Source organism: Chitinophaga pinensis (assembly GCF_007896845.1).
Classification (GTDB): domain Bacteria; phylum Bacteroidota; class Bacteroidia; order Chitinophagales; family Chitinophagaceae; genus Chitinophaga; species Chitinophaga pinensis_C.
Map to the genome: position 1 here is coordinate 124879 of NZ_VOHS01000002.1, position 16412 is coordinate 141290.

Annotated in this window: 12 protein-coding genes; 3 read left to right on the top strand and 9 right to left on the bottom strand. The window is 45.5% G+C overall.

Annotation, left to right across the window (positions count from 1 at the left end; genetic code table 11):
* Positions 1–44: 44 nt before the first annotated feature.
* Positions 45–1217: a class I SAM-dependent rRNA methyltransferase gene (locus FEF09_RS02460; protein WP_146303517.1), complete on the bottom strand. Its 1173-nt coding sequence runs from the start codon at positions 1215–1217 to the stop codon at positions 45–47.
* Positions 1218–1364: 147 nt separating this feature from the next.
* Between FEF09_RS02460 and FEF09_RS02465 the strand changes: the two genes are divergently transcribed.
* The 3 genes from FEF09_RS02465 (at position 1365) to FEF09_RS02475 (ending at position 4240) form a co-directional block, all read left to right on the top strand.
* The gene (locus tag FEF09_RS02465) at positions 1365–1943 is read left to right on the top strand and encodes a nucleotide exchange factor GrpE (protein ID WP_261387297.1); all 579 of its coding nucleotides are present in this window, start codon (positions 1365–1367) and stop codon (positions 1941–1943) included.
* 65 nt (positions 1944–2008) lie between these two features.
* The gene (dnaJ, locus tag FEF09_RS02470; RefSeq protein ID WP_146303518.1) at positions 2009–3175 is read left to right on the top strand and encodes a molecular chaperone DnaJ; all 1167 of its coding nucleotides are present in this window, start codon (positions 2009–2011) and stop codon (positions 3173–3175) included.
* A gap of 117 nt (positions 3176–3292) precedes the next feature.
* A complete protein-coding gene (locus FEF09_RS02475; protein ID WP_146303519.1) occupies positions 3293–4240 on the top strand; it encodes a class I SAM-dependent methyltransferase in 948 nt (315 codons plus the stop codon).
* Between the two features lie 6 nt (positions 4241–4246).
* Here the strand turns inward: FEF09_RS02475 and FEF09_RS02480 are convergent, their stop codons facing one another.
* The 8 genes from FEF09_RS02480 to FEF09_RS02515 all read right to left on the bottom strand — a co-directional run bounded on the left by FEF09_RS02480 (position 4247) and on the right by FEF09_RS02515 (position 16219).
* Positions 4247–6013, bottom strand: coding sequence for a von Willebrand factor type A domain-containing protein (locus FEF09_RS02480; RefSeq protein WP_146303520.1), 1767 nt, complete (start codon positions 6011–6013; stop codon positions 4247–4249).
* A gap of 239 nt (positions 6014–6252) precedes the next feature.
* Positions 6253–6801: a hypoxanthine phosphoribosyltransferase gene (gene hpt, locus FEF09_RS02485; protein ID WP_146303521.1), complete on the bottom strand. Its 549-nt coding sequence runs from the start codon at positions 6799–6801 to the stop codon at positions 6253–6255.
* Positions 6802–6823: 22 nt separating this feature from the next.
* A complete protein-coding gene (locus FEF09_RS02490) occupies positions 6824–8575 on the bottom strand; it encodes a glucosaminidase domain-containing protein (protein ID WP_186774168.1) in 1752 nt (583 codons plus the stop codon).
* An 85-nt stretch (positions 8576–8660) separates the two neighbouring features.
* On the bottom strand, positions 8661–9305 hold the full coding sequence (locus tag FEF09_RS02495; protein WP_146303523.1) for an O-methyltransferase: 645 nt from the start codon (positions 9303–9305) through the stop codon (positions 8661–8663).
* 36 nt (positions 9306–9341) lie between these two features.
* Positions 9342–10040 (bottom strand): TIGR00730 family Rossman fold protein, encoded by a 699-nt coding sequence (locus FEF09_RS02500; protein WP_222838171.1) that lies wholly within the window; start codon positions 10038–10040, stop codon positions 9342–9344.
* Between the two features lie 749 nt (positions 10041–10789).
* Positions 10790–11371, bottom strand: coding sequence for a hypothetical protein (locus FEF09_RS02505; RefSeq protein WP_146303524.1), 582 nt, complete (start codon positions 11369–11371; stop codon positions 10790–10792).
* Between the two features lie 185 nt (positions 11372–11556).
* Positions 11557–12582, bottom strand: a complete 1026-nt coding sequence (locus FEF09_RS02510; protein ID WP_146303525.1) for a PorP/SprF family type IX secretion system membrane protein — start codon at positions 12580–12582, stop codon at positions 11557–11559.
* 4 nt (positions 12583–12586) lie between these two features.
* Positions 12587–16219, bottom strand: coding sequence for a PKD domain-containing protein (locus FEF09_RS02515; RefSeq protein ID WP_222596910.1), 3633 nt, complete (start codon positions 16217–16219; stop codon positions 12587–12589).
* Positions 16220–16412 lie beyond the last annotated feature (193 nt).

A 16412-nucleotide genomic window follows, 5' to 3' on the forward strand; every position in this document is an offset into this window, starting at 1 on the left:
CTCGTTTAAAAAACGGGCCCTTTTTCGTTTATCGTTATGCACCATTACTGTACTTCCACGATCAGGAATTTCAGGTAGGTGGTATTTTCGATATTCCACAAGATCGGGTGATCCTGCGCCTGTGTCTGGAAGGTTACCTGACGCAGTTTCTTTTTCGCATCTTTTGCTGCCATGTCGATAATCTCCAAAAAGAGAGACGGTGGCACCAGGTTGGTACAGGATGCGGTTACGAGGAATCCACCCGGTTTCAGGAGCTTCATACCACGCAGGTTGATCTCTTTATAACCGGTGATGGCTTTCTGGATATTTTCGCGGCTTTTGGTAAAGGCTGGCGGATCGAGGATCACGGTATCAAACTTCTTCTCTTCACGGGTCCACTGTTTCAGCACATCAAATGCGTTCACTGCCTGAAACTTACAGATATCCTGCAGGTTGTTCAGCTCAGCATTTCTGCGGGCGGTGTTCACGGCATGCTCTGATATATCCAGTCCGAGTACGCTTTTAGCGCCATAGTGACCAGCGTGGCAGGAGAAAGTACCGGTATAGCAGAACGCTTCCAGTACATCTGCATCTTTAACTATATGCTGAATGGCGCGGCGGTTATCCTGCTGATCCAGAAAGTAGCCTGTTTTCTGGCCATTTTCGATATCTACATGGAATTTGAGGCCATTCTCATTGATAATCACGTTGGTATCAAAAGGGGCACTCAGGAATCCTTTCTGTTGTTCCAGTCCTTCCAGTTCACGTACCGGAACGTCATTACGCTCGTAGATACCTTTTGGAGAGAAGATCCTGTTCAGGGCGTCCACGATAGCGCCTTTCCAGCGATCCATACCCAATGCCAGTGTCTGCAATACGAAGTGGTCATTGAACTTGTCAATTACCAGTGCCGGCATTTCGTCGGCCTCTCCGAATACGAGACGGCAGTTTTCCACATATCCCAGTTGCTGACGGTATTTCCATGCTTTCAGCAAACGGCGGTAGAAGAATTCCGCGTCAATCTGCTCGTCTTTGTCACGGGTCAGCAGGCGTACCAGGATCTGTGACTGGGGGTTGATGTATCCTCTACCAACAAAGAACCCCTGATGGGTAAATACATCTACCGTATCACCGGCTGTTACAGGCCCTTCGATCTGTCCGACTTCATTCCCAAACACCCAAGGGTGGCCCTGCAGCACACGGTTTTGTATCTTTTTCTTTAAAAAAACTTTGGTCATTACAATTTTTTCCAGGCTGCAAAGGTAGGACAATTCAGTATTACGCATACGGGAATTACTGATGTGGGCATTCTTGTGTCAATTTGTCTCCTTTTCCCGGCTTGGCAAGTTAATTGTCTGGTGTACCTTTGCAGACAATATTACTTCATGACAGAAAACAAAAACGATATGCAGACAAACGGACAGGACACCGAAAATGGTAAAGGCATGCCGGATATTAACGCTGATGAGAACCTGGGCGGCACCACAAACCTTAACGATGCCTTGGCGGATGAAAGCGAACTGGATAAAAAACAGCAGGAGCTGAACGAAATGAGGGATAAATACCTTCGTCTGGTTGCAGAATTTGATAATTTCAAGAAACGTACTGCTAAAGAACGTATCGAACTGATGCAGACTGCCAATAAAGAGGTGATCATCTCTTTACTGGATGTGCTGGATGATAGTGAACGTGCCACAAAACAGATAGAAAGCGCCGCTGATATCAATGCCGTAAAAGATGGTGTTGCGCTGGTTTTCAATAAATTAAAATCGACCCTGCAAGCTAAGGGCCTTAAACCTATGGACAGTTTGCACACCGAATTTAATCCCGATCTCCACGATGCCATCACTGAGATTCCCGCACCTTCTGAGGATCTGAAAGGAAAGGTGATCGATGATATGCAGAAAGGATATTACCTGAATGACAAATTGATACGTCACGCCAAGGTAATAGTGGGAAAATAGGTGACGTTCTGACAGAAATGCTTTTCATTAACCATGCCGGCAATTTGCCGGCTTTAGTGTGATATATGTCTACCAAAAGAGATTACTACGAAATACTGGGTGTTGCCAAGTCCGCTTCCCAGGATGAGATCAAAAAGGCTTATCGTAAGGTAGCCATGCAGTACCATCCTGACAGGAACCCCGATAATAAAGAGGCGGAAGAAAAGTTCAAGGAGGCAGCCGAAGCCTATGAAGTATTAAGCGATACCGACAAACGGGCACAATACGACCGTTTCGGTCATGCCGGAATGGGTAACCGCGGTGGCTTTGGCGGTGGCGGCGGTATGAACATGGATGATATCTTCTCGAACTTCGGGGATATTTTCGGAGATGATATTTTTGGTAGCTTCTTCGGTGGTAACCGCGGTGGCGGTGGTGCTGGCGGAAGACGTGGCAGAGGTACCCGTGGCTCTAACCTCCGTGTTAAGATCAAACTCACATACGAAGAGATAGCCAAAGGCGCCAACAAAAAGATCAAGGTTAAAAAATATGTTCCTTGTAGCCATTGTAGTGGCCTTGGGGCAAAAGATAAAAACGCATTCCAGACCTGTGGTACCTGTGGTGGTTCCGGTCAGGTAAGGAAAGTAACCCAGACATTCCTGGGACAGATGCAGACAGTAACTACCTGTCCTACCTGTCACGGTGAAGGTCAGACCATCACCAGCAAATGCGGTCACTGTAAAGGTGAAGGACGCGTATATGGTGAGGAAATGGTGAACATCGATATCCCTGCAGGTGTACAGGAAGGCATGCAACTGAGCCTGAGTGGTAAGGGGAATGCCGGCGAAAGAGGCGGCGCTCCCGGTGACCTGCTTATACTTATCGAAGAGGAACCGCATCCTGAGCTGCAGCGTGACGGACTGAACGTTGCCTACGATCTGTATATATCCTTCCCGGATGCCGTATTTGGCACCTCTCTGGAAGTACCAACCATTGATGGTAAAGCAAAGATCAAGATACCAGCCGGTACACAGAGCGGAAAGATTTTCCGTCTGAAAGGCAAAGGTTTCCCTTCCGTAAACTCTTACGAGAAAGGTGATCAGCTGATCCATGTAAATGTATGGACGCCTCAGCAGGTAAACGGTGAAGAAAAAGCATTCCTGGAAAAGGTACAGTCATCCGACAACTTCAAACCAAACCCGGAAAAGTCTGAAAAAGGCTTCTTCGAAAAGGTAAGAGATATTTTCAGCTAAGTACTTTGTACTTTACACATCATAGAGGAAGCTGTCCGCCGAAAGGCGCGACAGCTTTTTTCTTTATCTTTTCCCCCTGCTAAGCTTACCTTTGCACTTTTACTTTTTACAGGTTACATGTTCGATCCTTCCAAATTACAGATGCTAGAGAACCGGCTGGTAAAGGTGTACAAACACCTTCGTAAAACCGCACGCCGGCAGAATATCACCTGCTTCCGGGTATATGATGACGATATTCCAGAATTCCCCTTCAGTATTGAGCTGTATGAGGACCATATCTACGTGGCAGAGTATCATCGCCAGCATGGTATGGAAGAAGAAGCGCATGAAGAATGGCTGGACCTTTGTCTGGAAGTGATCTCCAAAATACTGGAAGTGCCTATTGAAAAGGTGTTCGTTAAGCAACGGCAACGAAAAGCCAGCAGACAGGAACAATATGAGAAACTGTCCTTCGAAAGCCATGAGATGGTTGTACACGAAGCAGGACTGAAGTTCAAAGTAAATCTCTCCGATTATCTGGATACCGGTCTGTTCCTTGATCATCGTATTACCCGTGGTATGGTAAAAGAACAGTGTGCAGGTAAAAAGGTGCTGAACCTTTTCTGTTACACCGGCTCATTTTCAGTATACGCAGCAGCAGGTAATGCCGCACAGGTGACTTCTGTAGATCTGTCAAAAACCTATCTGGGCTGGGCAGAAGAGAATATGCGGCTGAATGACTTTGATGTCAGCAAGCATCAATTTGTTCATGCTGATGTATTGCAATATCTGGATACGCTTCCCGCAGAAACGTTTGACCTTGTTGTACTGGATCCGCCTACTTTCTCGAACAGTAAACGTATGAAGGAATTTCTGGATATCCAGCGGGATCATGTCAGCATTCTTAACAAAGTACTGGCAGCAACCAAACCGGGTGGTATCATATACTTCAGCAACAACTACCGTCGCTTTGTACTGGAAGCAGACCGTATACTGGCTACTGAGATTAAAGACATTACTTCACAAACCATCCCTTTCGACTTTCAGCAAAAGCTGATCAGAAAGTGCTACAGGATTGTGCGCTAGGGTCGTTTATTTTTCTAAATTCTTTGATTTTTTCAGGTCTTTCAATAGTGTGATGAACTCCCGGCGATATCCTCCGGGGTCATCACCCAAAGAACGTCTGGCAATATCCATCACCATATCACAGGAACCGCTGCCTTTATAACCTGACTTTCTGAGCAGCATCCCCATCAGCGCTACTGCACTTGCAAAACGGAAATCATCGGAGGACTGCTGGAAGCTGGTCAGATGACCGGGTACATTGTAGAACAGTCTTTTTATACTTGTGTCTGTTGTTTCCCTGTAAGCAAGATGTACGGCCGCCAGCATACTATCAGCAGGTGTCAGTCCTGTTTGGGGTACAATTTCATAGATAGCCACCGCACAGTGTCCGGCGCCTATAATTCCTCCTCCTATCTGACGGGCAGAATCATCATCTTTAATTACTTTATTCTCATATCCTATCAACCGATATGATTTCACCGTACGCGGATTGAATACAACATCAGCCTGTACATCCCGGGCTACCGTAAACAGGGTACTACCGAACTCACGCGCAAATATCTTATTGGCCTCCTCAAGGTTGTCTATATAGGCGAAATTGCCATTCCCTTTGCTGGAGAGTGTCTCTAATTTGGAATCTTTATAGTTCTTCATTCCAAACCCGAGACAGGTAAGCAATACACCCGTTTCCTTTTTGCCCAGAATCAGTTGTTCCATGTCGTGATCACTGGTCTGCCCCACATTAAAATCACCGTCCGTCGCTAATATCACCCGGTTATTCCCATCTTTGATAAAGTGCTCTTCTGCGATCTGGTAAGCCAGTTTAATCGCAGCCTCACCAGCAGTAGCCCCTCCCGCACTGAGATAGTCGATCGCATTCAGGATCTTACTCTTTGCACTTCCCGGTGTACTGGGAAGTATCACCCCGGGTACACCTGCATAAGCCACAATGGCCACATGATCATTGCTACGCAGGTTATTCACCAGAATGCGGAAGGCTGCCTGTAAGAGCGGTAATTTATTAGGCATAGCCATAGAACCGGAAACATCGATCAGAAAAACAAGATTACTGGGCGGAAGGCTATCAAGATTGACTGCTTTTCCCCGTACTGCAATCTGTAGCAAGCGATGATCTTCCGCCCATGGACAGGTGGCATAATTGCTATAAATAGCGAGTGTTTGTCCGGCGGGAGGTAATGGGTAACTATAATGGAAGTAGTTTACCATTTCTTCTATGCGTACTGCATTCGCAGGAATACGCTCTTTCAGTTTCACAAAACGGCGGATATTGCTATAGGCCGCGCGATCCACATCTACAGCAAACAAAGAAGGTATTTCAGCATCTGCTGCGATGAATTTGTTTTCATACAGTGTACCATAGGTTTCATCAAAGAAAGCCCGGGTTCCCATCAGCGCATTACCATAATTGGGATTAGATCCATTGGAAGAGCGCTCACGTGCAATTGCCTTTGCCTTTTTCACGGCATCTTCTGCCTGTTCTTCAAGGGCATTCAATTGCACAAGCATACGACTGTAAGCTCCCGCAGATAATTGTTTGGGAAAGTATTTACTGTGTTGGAATAATAATGTTGCGTCCTGAGAGGGCACCGCAATCCGAAAAAGCCCGTACTGATTGGTAATAACCGTGGCGGTATCATTGACGACAGTGATGATCACTCCTGCAAGGGGATTATGAGAGATGCTATCTTCTACAGCCCCTGAAATCCATATCTTCTGAGCGCTCCCAGGTACAAGGATAATTAAGCTGACAAACAGCGTAAGGAGCCTTTGCATCAGTTTTGCATCAGTTGAATATAAATATAAGCAATTAGGAATTAACAATTAAAGATTAAGAATCGGAGTATCAGGGGGCTTGCTGGTGGCTCATAAACGCTACATGATACCGGTTGGAAATGCTTCTATTAAACAGGAACGGGTGTTTCAGGATCTGAAACACCCGTTCTGATAAGCTTATTTAACATTGGTTATTGCCATGCGATATTCGCAAAGGCTTCCAATACTCAGGTGCCTGATCACTGGTTAGTGGTTTCTACTAATTTGTAGATCTCCGGCAGATTTCTTCCCAGACCATCATAATCCAGTCCATAACCCAACAGGAATTTATTCGGTACGGAGAATCCGAGATAATCGATCTTAATAGGATGCACCATGGCTTCCGGTTTTGTCAGCAATGCCGCGACCATCAGTTTTTTAGGCTGTTGGTGTTCCAGTTGTGGCAGGAACTGGCTCAGTGTTTTACCGGTATCCACGATATCTTCGAGGATCACTACAGTACGTCCATACAGGTCTTCATCGAGACCGATGGCCTGCACCACGTTACCAGTTGACTTCATGCCTTTGTAGGAAGCCAGTTTTATGAAAGATATTTCTGCATCAATAGTGAGGTATTTGAACATATCAGCGGCAAACATGAAGGAGCCATTAAGAATGGCAATGAACAAAGGTTTTTCACCTTTCAGATCATTGTTCAGCGCTGTAGCTAATTCCTTAATCCGCTGTTGTAATTGTTCAGCGCTGATGTAAGGTTCAAACTGTTTATCATGTACCTGTATAACTGACATGCGATTCCGATTTACGATTGTTTTAGATTTTGCCGACTAGCAGTCGTTGTCCTATTTTAATATCAAATGATTCAAGGTGATTCCATTGTTGCAGCTGTTCTACTGTTATACCATAACGTTTGGCGATACCGTAGAGCGTTTCTTTTGTCTGCACTTCATGGTACAACGAGTTCCCTTCCCTGATCGGTCCTTTTGATTCTGACGGTGTTGCAGCTGGTTGTGTAGTAACTGGTTGTGCCGGGGCTGTTGAAGCAGGTGCCGCAGGTTTTGTTCCTGCAGGACTGGCTGGTTCTTCTGCCGGTGGTGTATTTGCCGGACGGGAAGTATTGACTGGCTGTGCAGGCGTCGTACTGGCAGGTGTCGTTGCCGGTGTTGTCTGTACAGGTGGAGCAGGCTCCGTATTAGAGGGTGTTGTATTTTCTGGTCTTGACGAGTAAACAGGTTGTGATGCCGCAGGCGTTGTCTGGGAAGGCGTTGTCTGGGAAGGTGGCGTAGCAGCGGGTGTTGTCTGAGCAGGTTTTGTCTGCGCCGGTGCAGATGGCTGTGTAGCGACAGGTTGTGTGGTAGCTGGTTTTGATGCAGCAGGTGTACCCTGTGCCGGCGTGCCGTTAGGTTTCACATCTCCGATCTTTTTGAGATCATCCATCATACCTGCAGGAAGACCTCCCTGCGCAGCAGCCTGTTGCTGGCGGCGTTCTTCATCTGCCTTTTGCATGGCCATTTCTTCCTGACGTTCTCTTTCAATCTCTGCTTTGACATCATCCATGATCTTTCCGGGATCCAGATCACCTATAGTAGGATCTTCGGGAGGCGGGTTTTTACCCAGTTTAGGTGCTTTATTAGCATAGCCTGACAATGCGAGTCTTTCACCAGCTTCCGGCTCCTGTCCTTCCTTCATCTTATTGCGGCGGCGTAACCAGCGAAGCTGTATACCTTCTGCCTGTGCGATGTCATACATTGTTTCTCCGGGAGCAACGGTATGATAATCATTCTTTCCGGATTTAGCTTTCTTCTGTAAGAAGATGTAACTGTCTTTCTTCAGCGGATTATCATTCTCAAGATCATTGTAATGTACCAGATTTCTGAGTTTGATATCACGGTCATTGGCTACCTGAATCAATGAAGTACCAGCCGGTACTACGATCACTTTACGATCATTGATCTGGAATATACCTTTAGGGGCATTAACAGCTGAAACGCCGGAAGGTTTAGTAGCAGAAGCAACAGGCGTTGTTGGTTTAACAGGTTTATAACCTACCATTTCTTCTCCTGTTTTGGCGCCGCTGGTACCTGCTTTGGTCACCCCTTCCCCGTCGAGAGTATATTGCTGGAGATTATAATCTTCAATGAGTTTGATCAGCTGTTGTGGATAGGTTGTGCTGGTAGCATATCCGGCCTGTTTAAGACCATATGCCCATGATTTGTAATCTTCTTCCTGAAACTGGAAAAGGAATGCATAACGGGGATTATTTCTCAGAAAGTCCGAATGGTCTTTATAAGAATCGGCGGCGGAGTTGTATTTACGAAAACATTCCTGACGGGCATCGTCGTCATATCGCACACTTTCGCCGGTCCAGTTATTTTTACATTTGATACCGAAGTGATTATTGGAGTTCTGTACCAGCCAGCCGTTACCTGACTGTGTTTCGAGGATCCCCTGCGCCAGCTTGATAGACGCAGGTACGCCGCTGCGTTGCATCTCATCGATGGCAATATCCTTGAACTTCGCAATATATTGTTGCGTTGTCTGGGTTTGTGCCTTCAACAATGACATGCAGCCCAACAAAAAGCTGCACACTAAAACGGTTCTCCTTAGTTGCATTATGGTGAATTTAATGGGTGTGGTTAGTCTGGTAAGGTCAGCCTATCTTCCTTATGATCAGCAGACCGTCTCTGAGCGTGAGCAATAACTGTTCCGCCCTTCCGTCAGCCGCTACTTTTTCGCAGAAACTGATCATTGCTTTAGCGTTATTACTTTGTTTTGATGGTTCTACGAGTGTCTCTCCGTGAAAGAGCACATTATCAGCAAGTATAAATCCCCCGGGGCGTATTTTATCCCATACCTGATCATAGTAGCGCTCGTAACCAGCTTTATCGGCATCTATGAATACCAGGTCGAACACTTCATCCAATCCATTTATTATATCAGCAGCCTTCCCGATGTGCATTTTGATTTTTTCTGACAATCCGGCTTCTTCAAAATAGCGGAGGCACATATCTTCTCTTTCCTCATTGATGTCGATAGTATGCAGGATCCCTCCTTCCTTCAGTCCCTGTGCGAGGCAGATGGCCGAATAACCGGTATATGTGCCTAACTCCAGTATACGTTGCGGCCGCAGCATATGGCTGACCAGGCTCAGGAACTGTCCCTGAAGGTGACCACTCAGCATATGTGGCTGGTCTACCTTCAGGTACGTTTCCCGGTTCAGACGCCTGAGCAGATCTGTTTCAGGGCTTGTATATCTTTCTGCAAACGTTTCTACAGCAGCAGGAATTATATCCATGTTGTATAATTTTTGCAAAAATATGTCAATAAATCCTTAGAAGTTGGGACGCAGCTTATTGGTGGTATAGAATACCCTGAAGTATTCCACCACTTCATCCGCAGTATCAAAGAGTTTCAGCAGTCCGAGATCTTCCGGATAGATATTACTTTCCTTTTCCATCATAGTACTGCGGATCCAATCCAGCAACCCACTCCAGTATTCACGACCTACCAGCACCATTGGTGTATCGGTCATTTTTTTTGTCTGAATGAGTGTAGCTACTTCAAAGAATTCATCCATGGTCCCAAAACCACCCGGCATCATTATAAATCCCTGGGAATATTTGGTAAACATGACCTTGCGGACAAAGAAATAGTCAAAGTGCATATTCTTATCGTGGTCAATGTATGGATTGGGGTATTGCTCATGGGGCAGTGTAATATTTACACCTACAGATTTCCCTTTGGCTTCCTGCGCACCTTTATTGGCAGCTTCCATAACGCCGGGGCCACCGCCGGTGATAATACCGAAGCCTTCTTCAGCCAGACGTTTGGCAATATCGTGTGCCAGTTCGTAATATCTGCTACCTGCTTTTGTACGTGCGGATCCGAATATAGAGATGCAGGGGCCAATTTTTGCGAGAGACTCAAAGCCATCCACGAATTCGGCCATGATCTTGAATATCTGCCAGCTGGAATGTGCTTTTGTTTCTGTCCAGTCTCTCTCTTTCAAATGCATTAAACGATCGTTCATTACTGAGAGTTGTTTGTTCAATAATTGGGCTAAAATACTGAAAAACTCACTGGTAACACGCCGGGTTACCCTATAAGTTATTGTCATAATAAGCGTTAATGCAGTCAATTTCTGTGCTGATCCGTAGTGGTGATACCGCATCTTTATACGGTCTGTATACCGGGATTCATGACAGCGAAAAGGGCAGAAGAGATATCAATTGGAGCAATAGCAATATAGGCAACGGTCAAAACCTTGCAGCAAAAGGGTATCCAATGGTTAGTTTAAAAAGAAGCAGGTAACTTGAAAGAAACCCGCTTAACATTTAACACGTTATGAACATGTAGTTGCCGTTGTTTGACATACCACATAATTTTTATCCATAGCTGGCCATAACGCATAACGTCAATGCTTTTGTTCCCTTCCAAGTTTAGTGATGTAATAATTGTTGCCTGCAATAGCAGTCGTGTACACAGTACAGTGTTTTCATATAACGTGGTTTAGTTTCTCTCACTGGCCCCTTGATTGGGGAGAGGGCCAATTTTAACTTAAAATACAGATAATCTTTCGGAATTCCTAACAAGATAATTACGAATCAGGAATTCGGAATGCTGATTAATAGATGTTTCGAAGATAATATTAGCAGACAACGATAATAGTTCAAAAAAAGAGGTGCTTCTGTGAAGAAAGCACCTCCTTTTATAAGACATTAATAATTATTCAATATATTAGTTGCATCAATACTGACAGCATGACGATCCCTGATCTTTTTACAGTCCTAAGGATGCGCCTACGCGCAGAATCAGTCCATTCTGATAGGGCGATCTGCTGTCCTGCAATACGTCGTATAAAGCCATTATGCTGAAAGAAGCCCGTTCACCCAATGGTTGTGAGTAACCACCACCCATTAACAGGCTGGGTACACCATAACTGTCTTTTACGGTTGTTTTCGGATCGGTGTCGTAATAGGTGCTTTTCAGGCTTACGTAGTTATATTCCGGCTGAACATGCACAAAGATAAAATCCAGCGGATATACACGGCCCCATAAGCCGCCACCAAATATGCTGTATTGATTGCGCTGACCTGTATTACCATAGTAATCACGGAAACGCTCAGATCCATATTGTGCGTTAATCGCCAGACCAGCCGCAAACAACTGTGACATACGGTATCCTATCAGGGGCGACACGTTAATATTGGTATAATCTCCGAATGATAAGCCCAGAGAACCTCCGATAATCAAACGGGATGCGTCAAAACTTTTCTTCCTTGTGGTGTCTGTTTTATAATACTGCGCCTGCGTCAGTTGAGCGGCTGATAACAGTAAAATACATAACAGTAAACGTTTCATAGTACTGCTCCTTTTAAATGGTTTTATCATCAATCAAAAAATCTGCTGTTCTCTATATTGTCCGGACCGGACTGCTGATCAGTCAGGAAGAACGACACATTAATTGTGTCTCTTCCTCTTTAACAGCTTTAGGGCCTTCTAAGTTCTCTATAAAATTATTTCCTGTAAAACGGGTCAGGGGCAGTTTATTTAAACGAAGGACAAATAACCGATCTGCGGCCTCCTGAGAAGCTACGGTTTGGATAAAGTCCGGTGTACACAATACCTATCTCATAAGCGCCACGGCGACCATTGAACTGGGCCAGTGAGGATGTGGTAGCATCGTAGCTGAACATGATCTTTACACTTTTCAGCTCATATCCTACCAGAAATACGGCCGCGTCTTTCATACGATAATACGCGCCTCCATACAGCTGGCTCTCACCATCACCGGAAAGATTATAAGCCAGATTACCACCAAATACCGTTTCTGTTGCACCTGCCTGTCTGCCATAATAAGCAGAAGGATTCAGGATCACCATATCACTCATCTTTATACTGGCGTTCAGGAACCCTATATAACGACGGGGAATCTGGTTGTTACCCTCATAGAAGGATTCTCTTGGAGTATTCACATGTTGTGCAGAAAATCCGGCATTGATGTAAATGTTATCTGTCGGGAAATAAGCGTAGTTCATACCCACCTGCATATCAAAGTAGCCAATGCTGGTCTGGCTGAAAGGCTCTGCAGTAGGTACCTGTGCGTCAAAGAACTTACCATTCCACTGATCACCGAAGGTCAGTTTGGAGACATCTACCCTTTTACTGGCGGATCCTACATTGAAACCAAGCGATAACAGACTGCTCTGTCCGAGCAACTGGTGATACGCAATGGAACCATATACTTTGGTAGAGGTCAGGTTACCACTACCGGCCACGTCTCTCAATATCACCCCTCCTACACCTAACCAACCGTATTCCAGTCTGTCGCGGAATAGCTGAAAGTCGCCAAAGGCCGACATTGTTTTATAAGGCACCGGGATACTGGACCACTGGTTACGGTAGTTCACACCAAGACGGTAGTTTCCGTCCGGAATGAATCCCGTATTGGCAGGGTTGGTAGTAAGCGGAGAGTTGAAGTACTGCGAAAAGTGCAGATCCTGTGCATGACTCTCCAATGCTGCGGCTAACAACATCAAACAACCGGCGATATGTTTTAAAATATGCTTCATATCATCATCTTAACAAGGTTACGCTTCCATTCTTTGTGGCTGAAGTACCATCACTAAACTCTACGTTGATCACAAATGCATAGGCGTCCATAGGTTGAAGCGATCCTTTGAATGTTCCGTCCCATCCTATTAAAGCGTCATTTGTTTCAAATACCATCTGTCCCCAGCGGTTATAGATCTTCATATTAAACCTGGAGATACCAAACCCTTTTACCAAGAAAACATCATTAACTCCATCTCTGTTTGGCGAGAATGCTGATGGAATATCAAACAACGGTATTACGATAGCACTCACCTGCTTGTGGGCTGTATCCGAACAACCCGCGCTGTTTGTGGATATAAGATATACATCATATACACCGGTCCTGTTGTATTGGTATACAGGATTTACTGCTGTTGAACCATCACCGTCTCCAAATTCCCAAAGGAAGCTGATGGCGTCCGGAGAAGACTGGTTATTGAAAGTAGTTGGCGTATTCTCTGTCGGCGTTGTTGGTGAATAGGTAAAGTCTGCTGTTGGCGGAGCAAATACAGTGATCACCATCGAGGTATCATCTGTTCTGTTACAGGTGTTGTTATCCACCGCCTGCATAGTTACTGTATACACACCCGGTGTATTGTACGTATGCACCGGATTGATATCAGTAGATGTACCACCGTCACCGAAAGTCCAGCTGAATGTTTCACCTCCGCGAGTAGTATTCTGGAACTCGATAGTGGCTGGTACGCAGGTGCTGTCAGGCGCTATGAAAGATGCGCTTACATTCGCAGCCACGCGTAATGGTACAGTGTCTATTTCCGGTGAGTTACAATAGTTGGTATCTACCAATGTCAGTGTGGCATTATACACACCTTCTGCCTGATACCGGTGCAGATACGGGAAGTCATCCGGACCTACTTTTACGGTTGGTGTACCATCTCCAAAGTTCAGTTCAAAAGAAGTCGATGTAAATGGTCTTGCCGGGAGCGGCGTTGAGGTGAAGGTAAACTGATAGCTCAGCGCTTCACATGGCGGCTGACGTACAGCATCCATGTCAAAGTTCGCACGGTCTGTACGGATCCGTAGATCCAGAACAGCAGTATCACATCCGTTACAGCTGGCAGGATCACATTTGATCAGTGTAACCCTATAGTTGCCGGGATCATTATAAGTGTGACGTGTTGTATCGGCGGTACCTACTACCGGAGCGGAACCGTCACCAAAATTCCATGTCCATGTCTGCGCTGGTGTACCAGTTGTATCGATGAACTCAATGGTAGCTGGTACGCAATAGTTTGTTCTTCTCTCCAGTGTTTTGATACCTGCTTTTACACCATCCAGATTAAAAGCGATCTTAAGTGCTCCAAGGTTACAATTTGGTGGTGCAGTAGTTGCATATGCGCCCGGTGTAGTCGGATAACGCGGTCTGAAACCTGACTCAGAAGTAGGGCACCATGCGCAGATTCCCTGATAAATCACACCATTGCGGTCGAAACGGCTGGTACCACCATCTACGTGTTCGTAGGTACCATTACCTCCGAAGTAGCTACCAAACAGAATGTCTGTTGCATCACGCTGTAATACGAAGAAGTAAAAATCCTGTGTATCTGTTGTACGCTGTAATGGATTTTTCAATGGCAGTCCGCCTGTATTTGAGTTCGGATAATGCAGCTGTATATCAATACCGCCACCCCATCCGGATACATACACATTTTCGCAACGGTCTACGAGGAACGCCACCGGAGAAATACTTGGTGTCGAAGCTGCTTTACCGAACGTCGTAGAGTATACGAAAGCGGAAAGATTAGGTTGCAGCTTTGCTATAAATTGTCTTGAATCGTTATTATAAAATGTTGCAGTACCTGCTGGTTGTACAATAGGCCATGTACCTTCAGTTGTACCCATCACGTAAACAAAACCGCGTGAGTCAAGCTGAATACCATATACCTGATCTGCAGCAACAGTATTGGCGCCGAGGTAAGTGCTCTGCAGCAATGTAGTTCCATCACCGCTGACATGCGCAATAAAACCATCACAAATACCACCACGATAAGTCCCATACAAAGGATTACCTCTTATCGGGAAGTTGTTACTTGCCGTACCACCTGCCACATATACGGTATTCGTTCCGTTCAGTGCGAGCACATAAGCGGCATCTTCTCTGCTACCTCCGATATAACTTGCCCATAAGAGGTTCGCACAGTTCTGATCTATCTTCAGCAATACACCATCCTGTATACCACCAAAAGTTGCCTGAAAAACACCAGCTGTCACAGGGAATCTGTCAGAACGCGTACAACTGGCAACGTAAATATTTCCATCACCATCTATCACCACTTCACTACGGGCATCATCTCCATAGTTGCGCAACAATACAGAAGCGCCCAGAGTTCTGTCTTCGCGTATATTCATACCATCATCTCCCGGACTGGCAACAATCATAGAACCGATAATACCGGTACCTGTTGCATTCAGTTTTGTGACAGCAATATCCCATCCCCCACGCGAACCTACCAGTGTAGGTTGTCCGCCATTAGGTCCCGGATAGTTACCTGAATTCGTCCTTCCGGAAATCACGAGGTTACCTGCAGGATCTACAAACAGACTATGAGGCTGTTCTTTACCACCACCACCGATATAGGTAGCATAAATCAGATTACGTCCGTTGGAGGAGAACTTACTGATACCGATGTCAAATCCGCCGTTGGCATAAGTGCTCTGTACAGCTCCCGGCGTAACCGGATAACCGACATTGAACACGATACCACCACCGTAGAAATTACCTGCACCATCATAGGTAGCGGTAAAGCCCCAGTTGTCAGCAGTTGAACCGGATACGGTAGAGAAGATATAAGAAGGATCGATGATCAGAGGATAATTCTCATCATACTTACCGGATACTTTAAAACGCAGTTTCTGACCATTCAGCACATAAGACACTTTCACGGATACACGCTGATTATCAATATACTGATATGCAAAAGGCATCTGTTCTGTAACAGTACCTACTGAAGTTGTAATGATCAGTTGTTCTTTTTTGATTTCCAGTTTATCTGCACCGGTGTATTGTAGTTGTATCAGGGAAGGATCAGCGCCTGGCTGCACAATCAGATCATATTTCAATACGGAAGATTCTGAATAGACCTGCATATCAATACCGGGATACAAGCCTTTATAATTTACCAGCTGATAAGACCTGACATTGGACTGCCATTTTGTAGGATCATTACCGATAAAGTAATTGAAATAAGTTTCGGAGGCTTTTTCCGCAGAAATTTCAGGATTACCTGCATTCAGAAATGTCACTTCATAAGCATGTCCACGCACGGTGGGAACGGGCACGTCAACATTCTCACTACCGGAGTTCTCAGTGCTGCTGGCAGCGGCTGTAGTACGCGCGTTGTCATTCCGCGGCGCCGGGTCATGTTGCCAGGTCGTATCGCCATGGGAATGACCATGCATTTTTTCGGCGAGTGCATAACGCTGCTGTTTATCCTGCAGCAGAAATGTAAAACCAGTGCGCTTCAGGAAAGCAGCGCCTCCGCCCATATCAGTCTTATAAAGGAAATCACCATTCCACTGTCCTTTATTTTCTGTGAACTGAAGCGGTTTATTATCGTAAAATTCCTGTACCTGCGCCTGTGCACTAGCCGTCACGCCTGTAAAAAGCGAAAAAAGGAAAGCTAAGCAGCCTATAGGGAAAGTAAAATTCAACGGAGTAGATTTAAAATGTTTATTCCTAGTTCTTTATCACTATTATAATACGTAATAACGCAGACGACGGTACATTTGTTACCGCAATAACAGCGCCAATTCACTTTGCAATGCAGTTTGCAGTTCATCTTTGTAG

What these genes read in the sequence shown, in the direction of transcription:
- FEF09_RS02460 (WP_146303517.1), bottom strand. Translation starts at nt 1,217, where the DNA reads ATGACCAAAGTTTTTTTAAAGAAAAAGATACAAAACCGTGTGCTGCAG.
- FEF09_RS02465 (WP_261387297.1), top strand. Translation starts at nt 1,365, where the DNA reads ATGACAGAAAACAAAAACGATATGCAGACAAACGGACAGGACACCGAA.
- dnaJ (WP_146303518.1), top strand. Translation starts at nt 2,009, where the DNA reads ATGTCTACCAAAAGAGATTACTACGAAATACTGGGTGTTGCCAAGTCC.
- FEF09_RS02475 (WP_146303519.1), top strand. Translation starts at nt 3,293, where the DNA reads ATGTTCGATCCTTCCAAATTACAGATGCTAGAGAACCGGCTGGTAAAG.
- FEF09_RS02480 (WP_146303520.1), bottom strand. Translation starts at nt 6,013, where the DNA reads ATGCAAAGGCTCCTTACGCTGTTTGTCAGCTTAATTATCCTTGTACCT.
- hpt (WP_146303521.1), bottom strand. Translation starts at nt 6,801, where the DNA reads ATGTCAGTTATACAGGTACATGATAAACAGTTTGAACCTTACATCAGC.
- FEF09_RS02490 (WP_186774168.1), bottom strand. Translation starts at nt 8,575, where the DNA reads ATGTCATTGTTGAAGGCACAAACCCAGACAACGCAACAATATATTGCG.
- FEF09_RS02495 (WP_146303523.1), bottom strand. Translation starts at nt 9,305, where the DNA reads ATGGATATAATTCCTGCTGCTGTAGAAACGTTTGCAGAAAGATATACA.
- FEF09_RS02500 (WP_222838171.1), bottom strand. Translation starts at nt 10,040, where the DNA reads ATGAACGATCGTTTAATGCATTTGAAAGAGAGAGACTGGACAGAAACA.
- FEF09_RS02505 (WP_146303524.1), bottom strand. Translation starts at nt 11,371, where the DNA reads ATGAAACGTTTACTGTTATGTATTTTACTGTTATCAGCCGCTCAACTG.
- FEF09_RS02510 (WP_146303525.1), bottom strand. Translation starts at nt 12,582, where the DNA reads ATGAAGCATATTTTAAAACATATCGCCGGTTGTTTGATGTTGTTAGCC.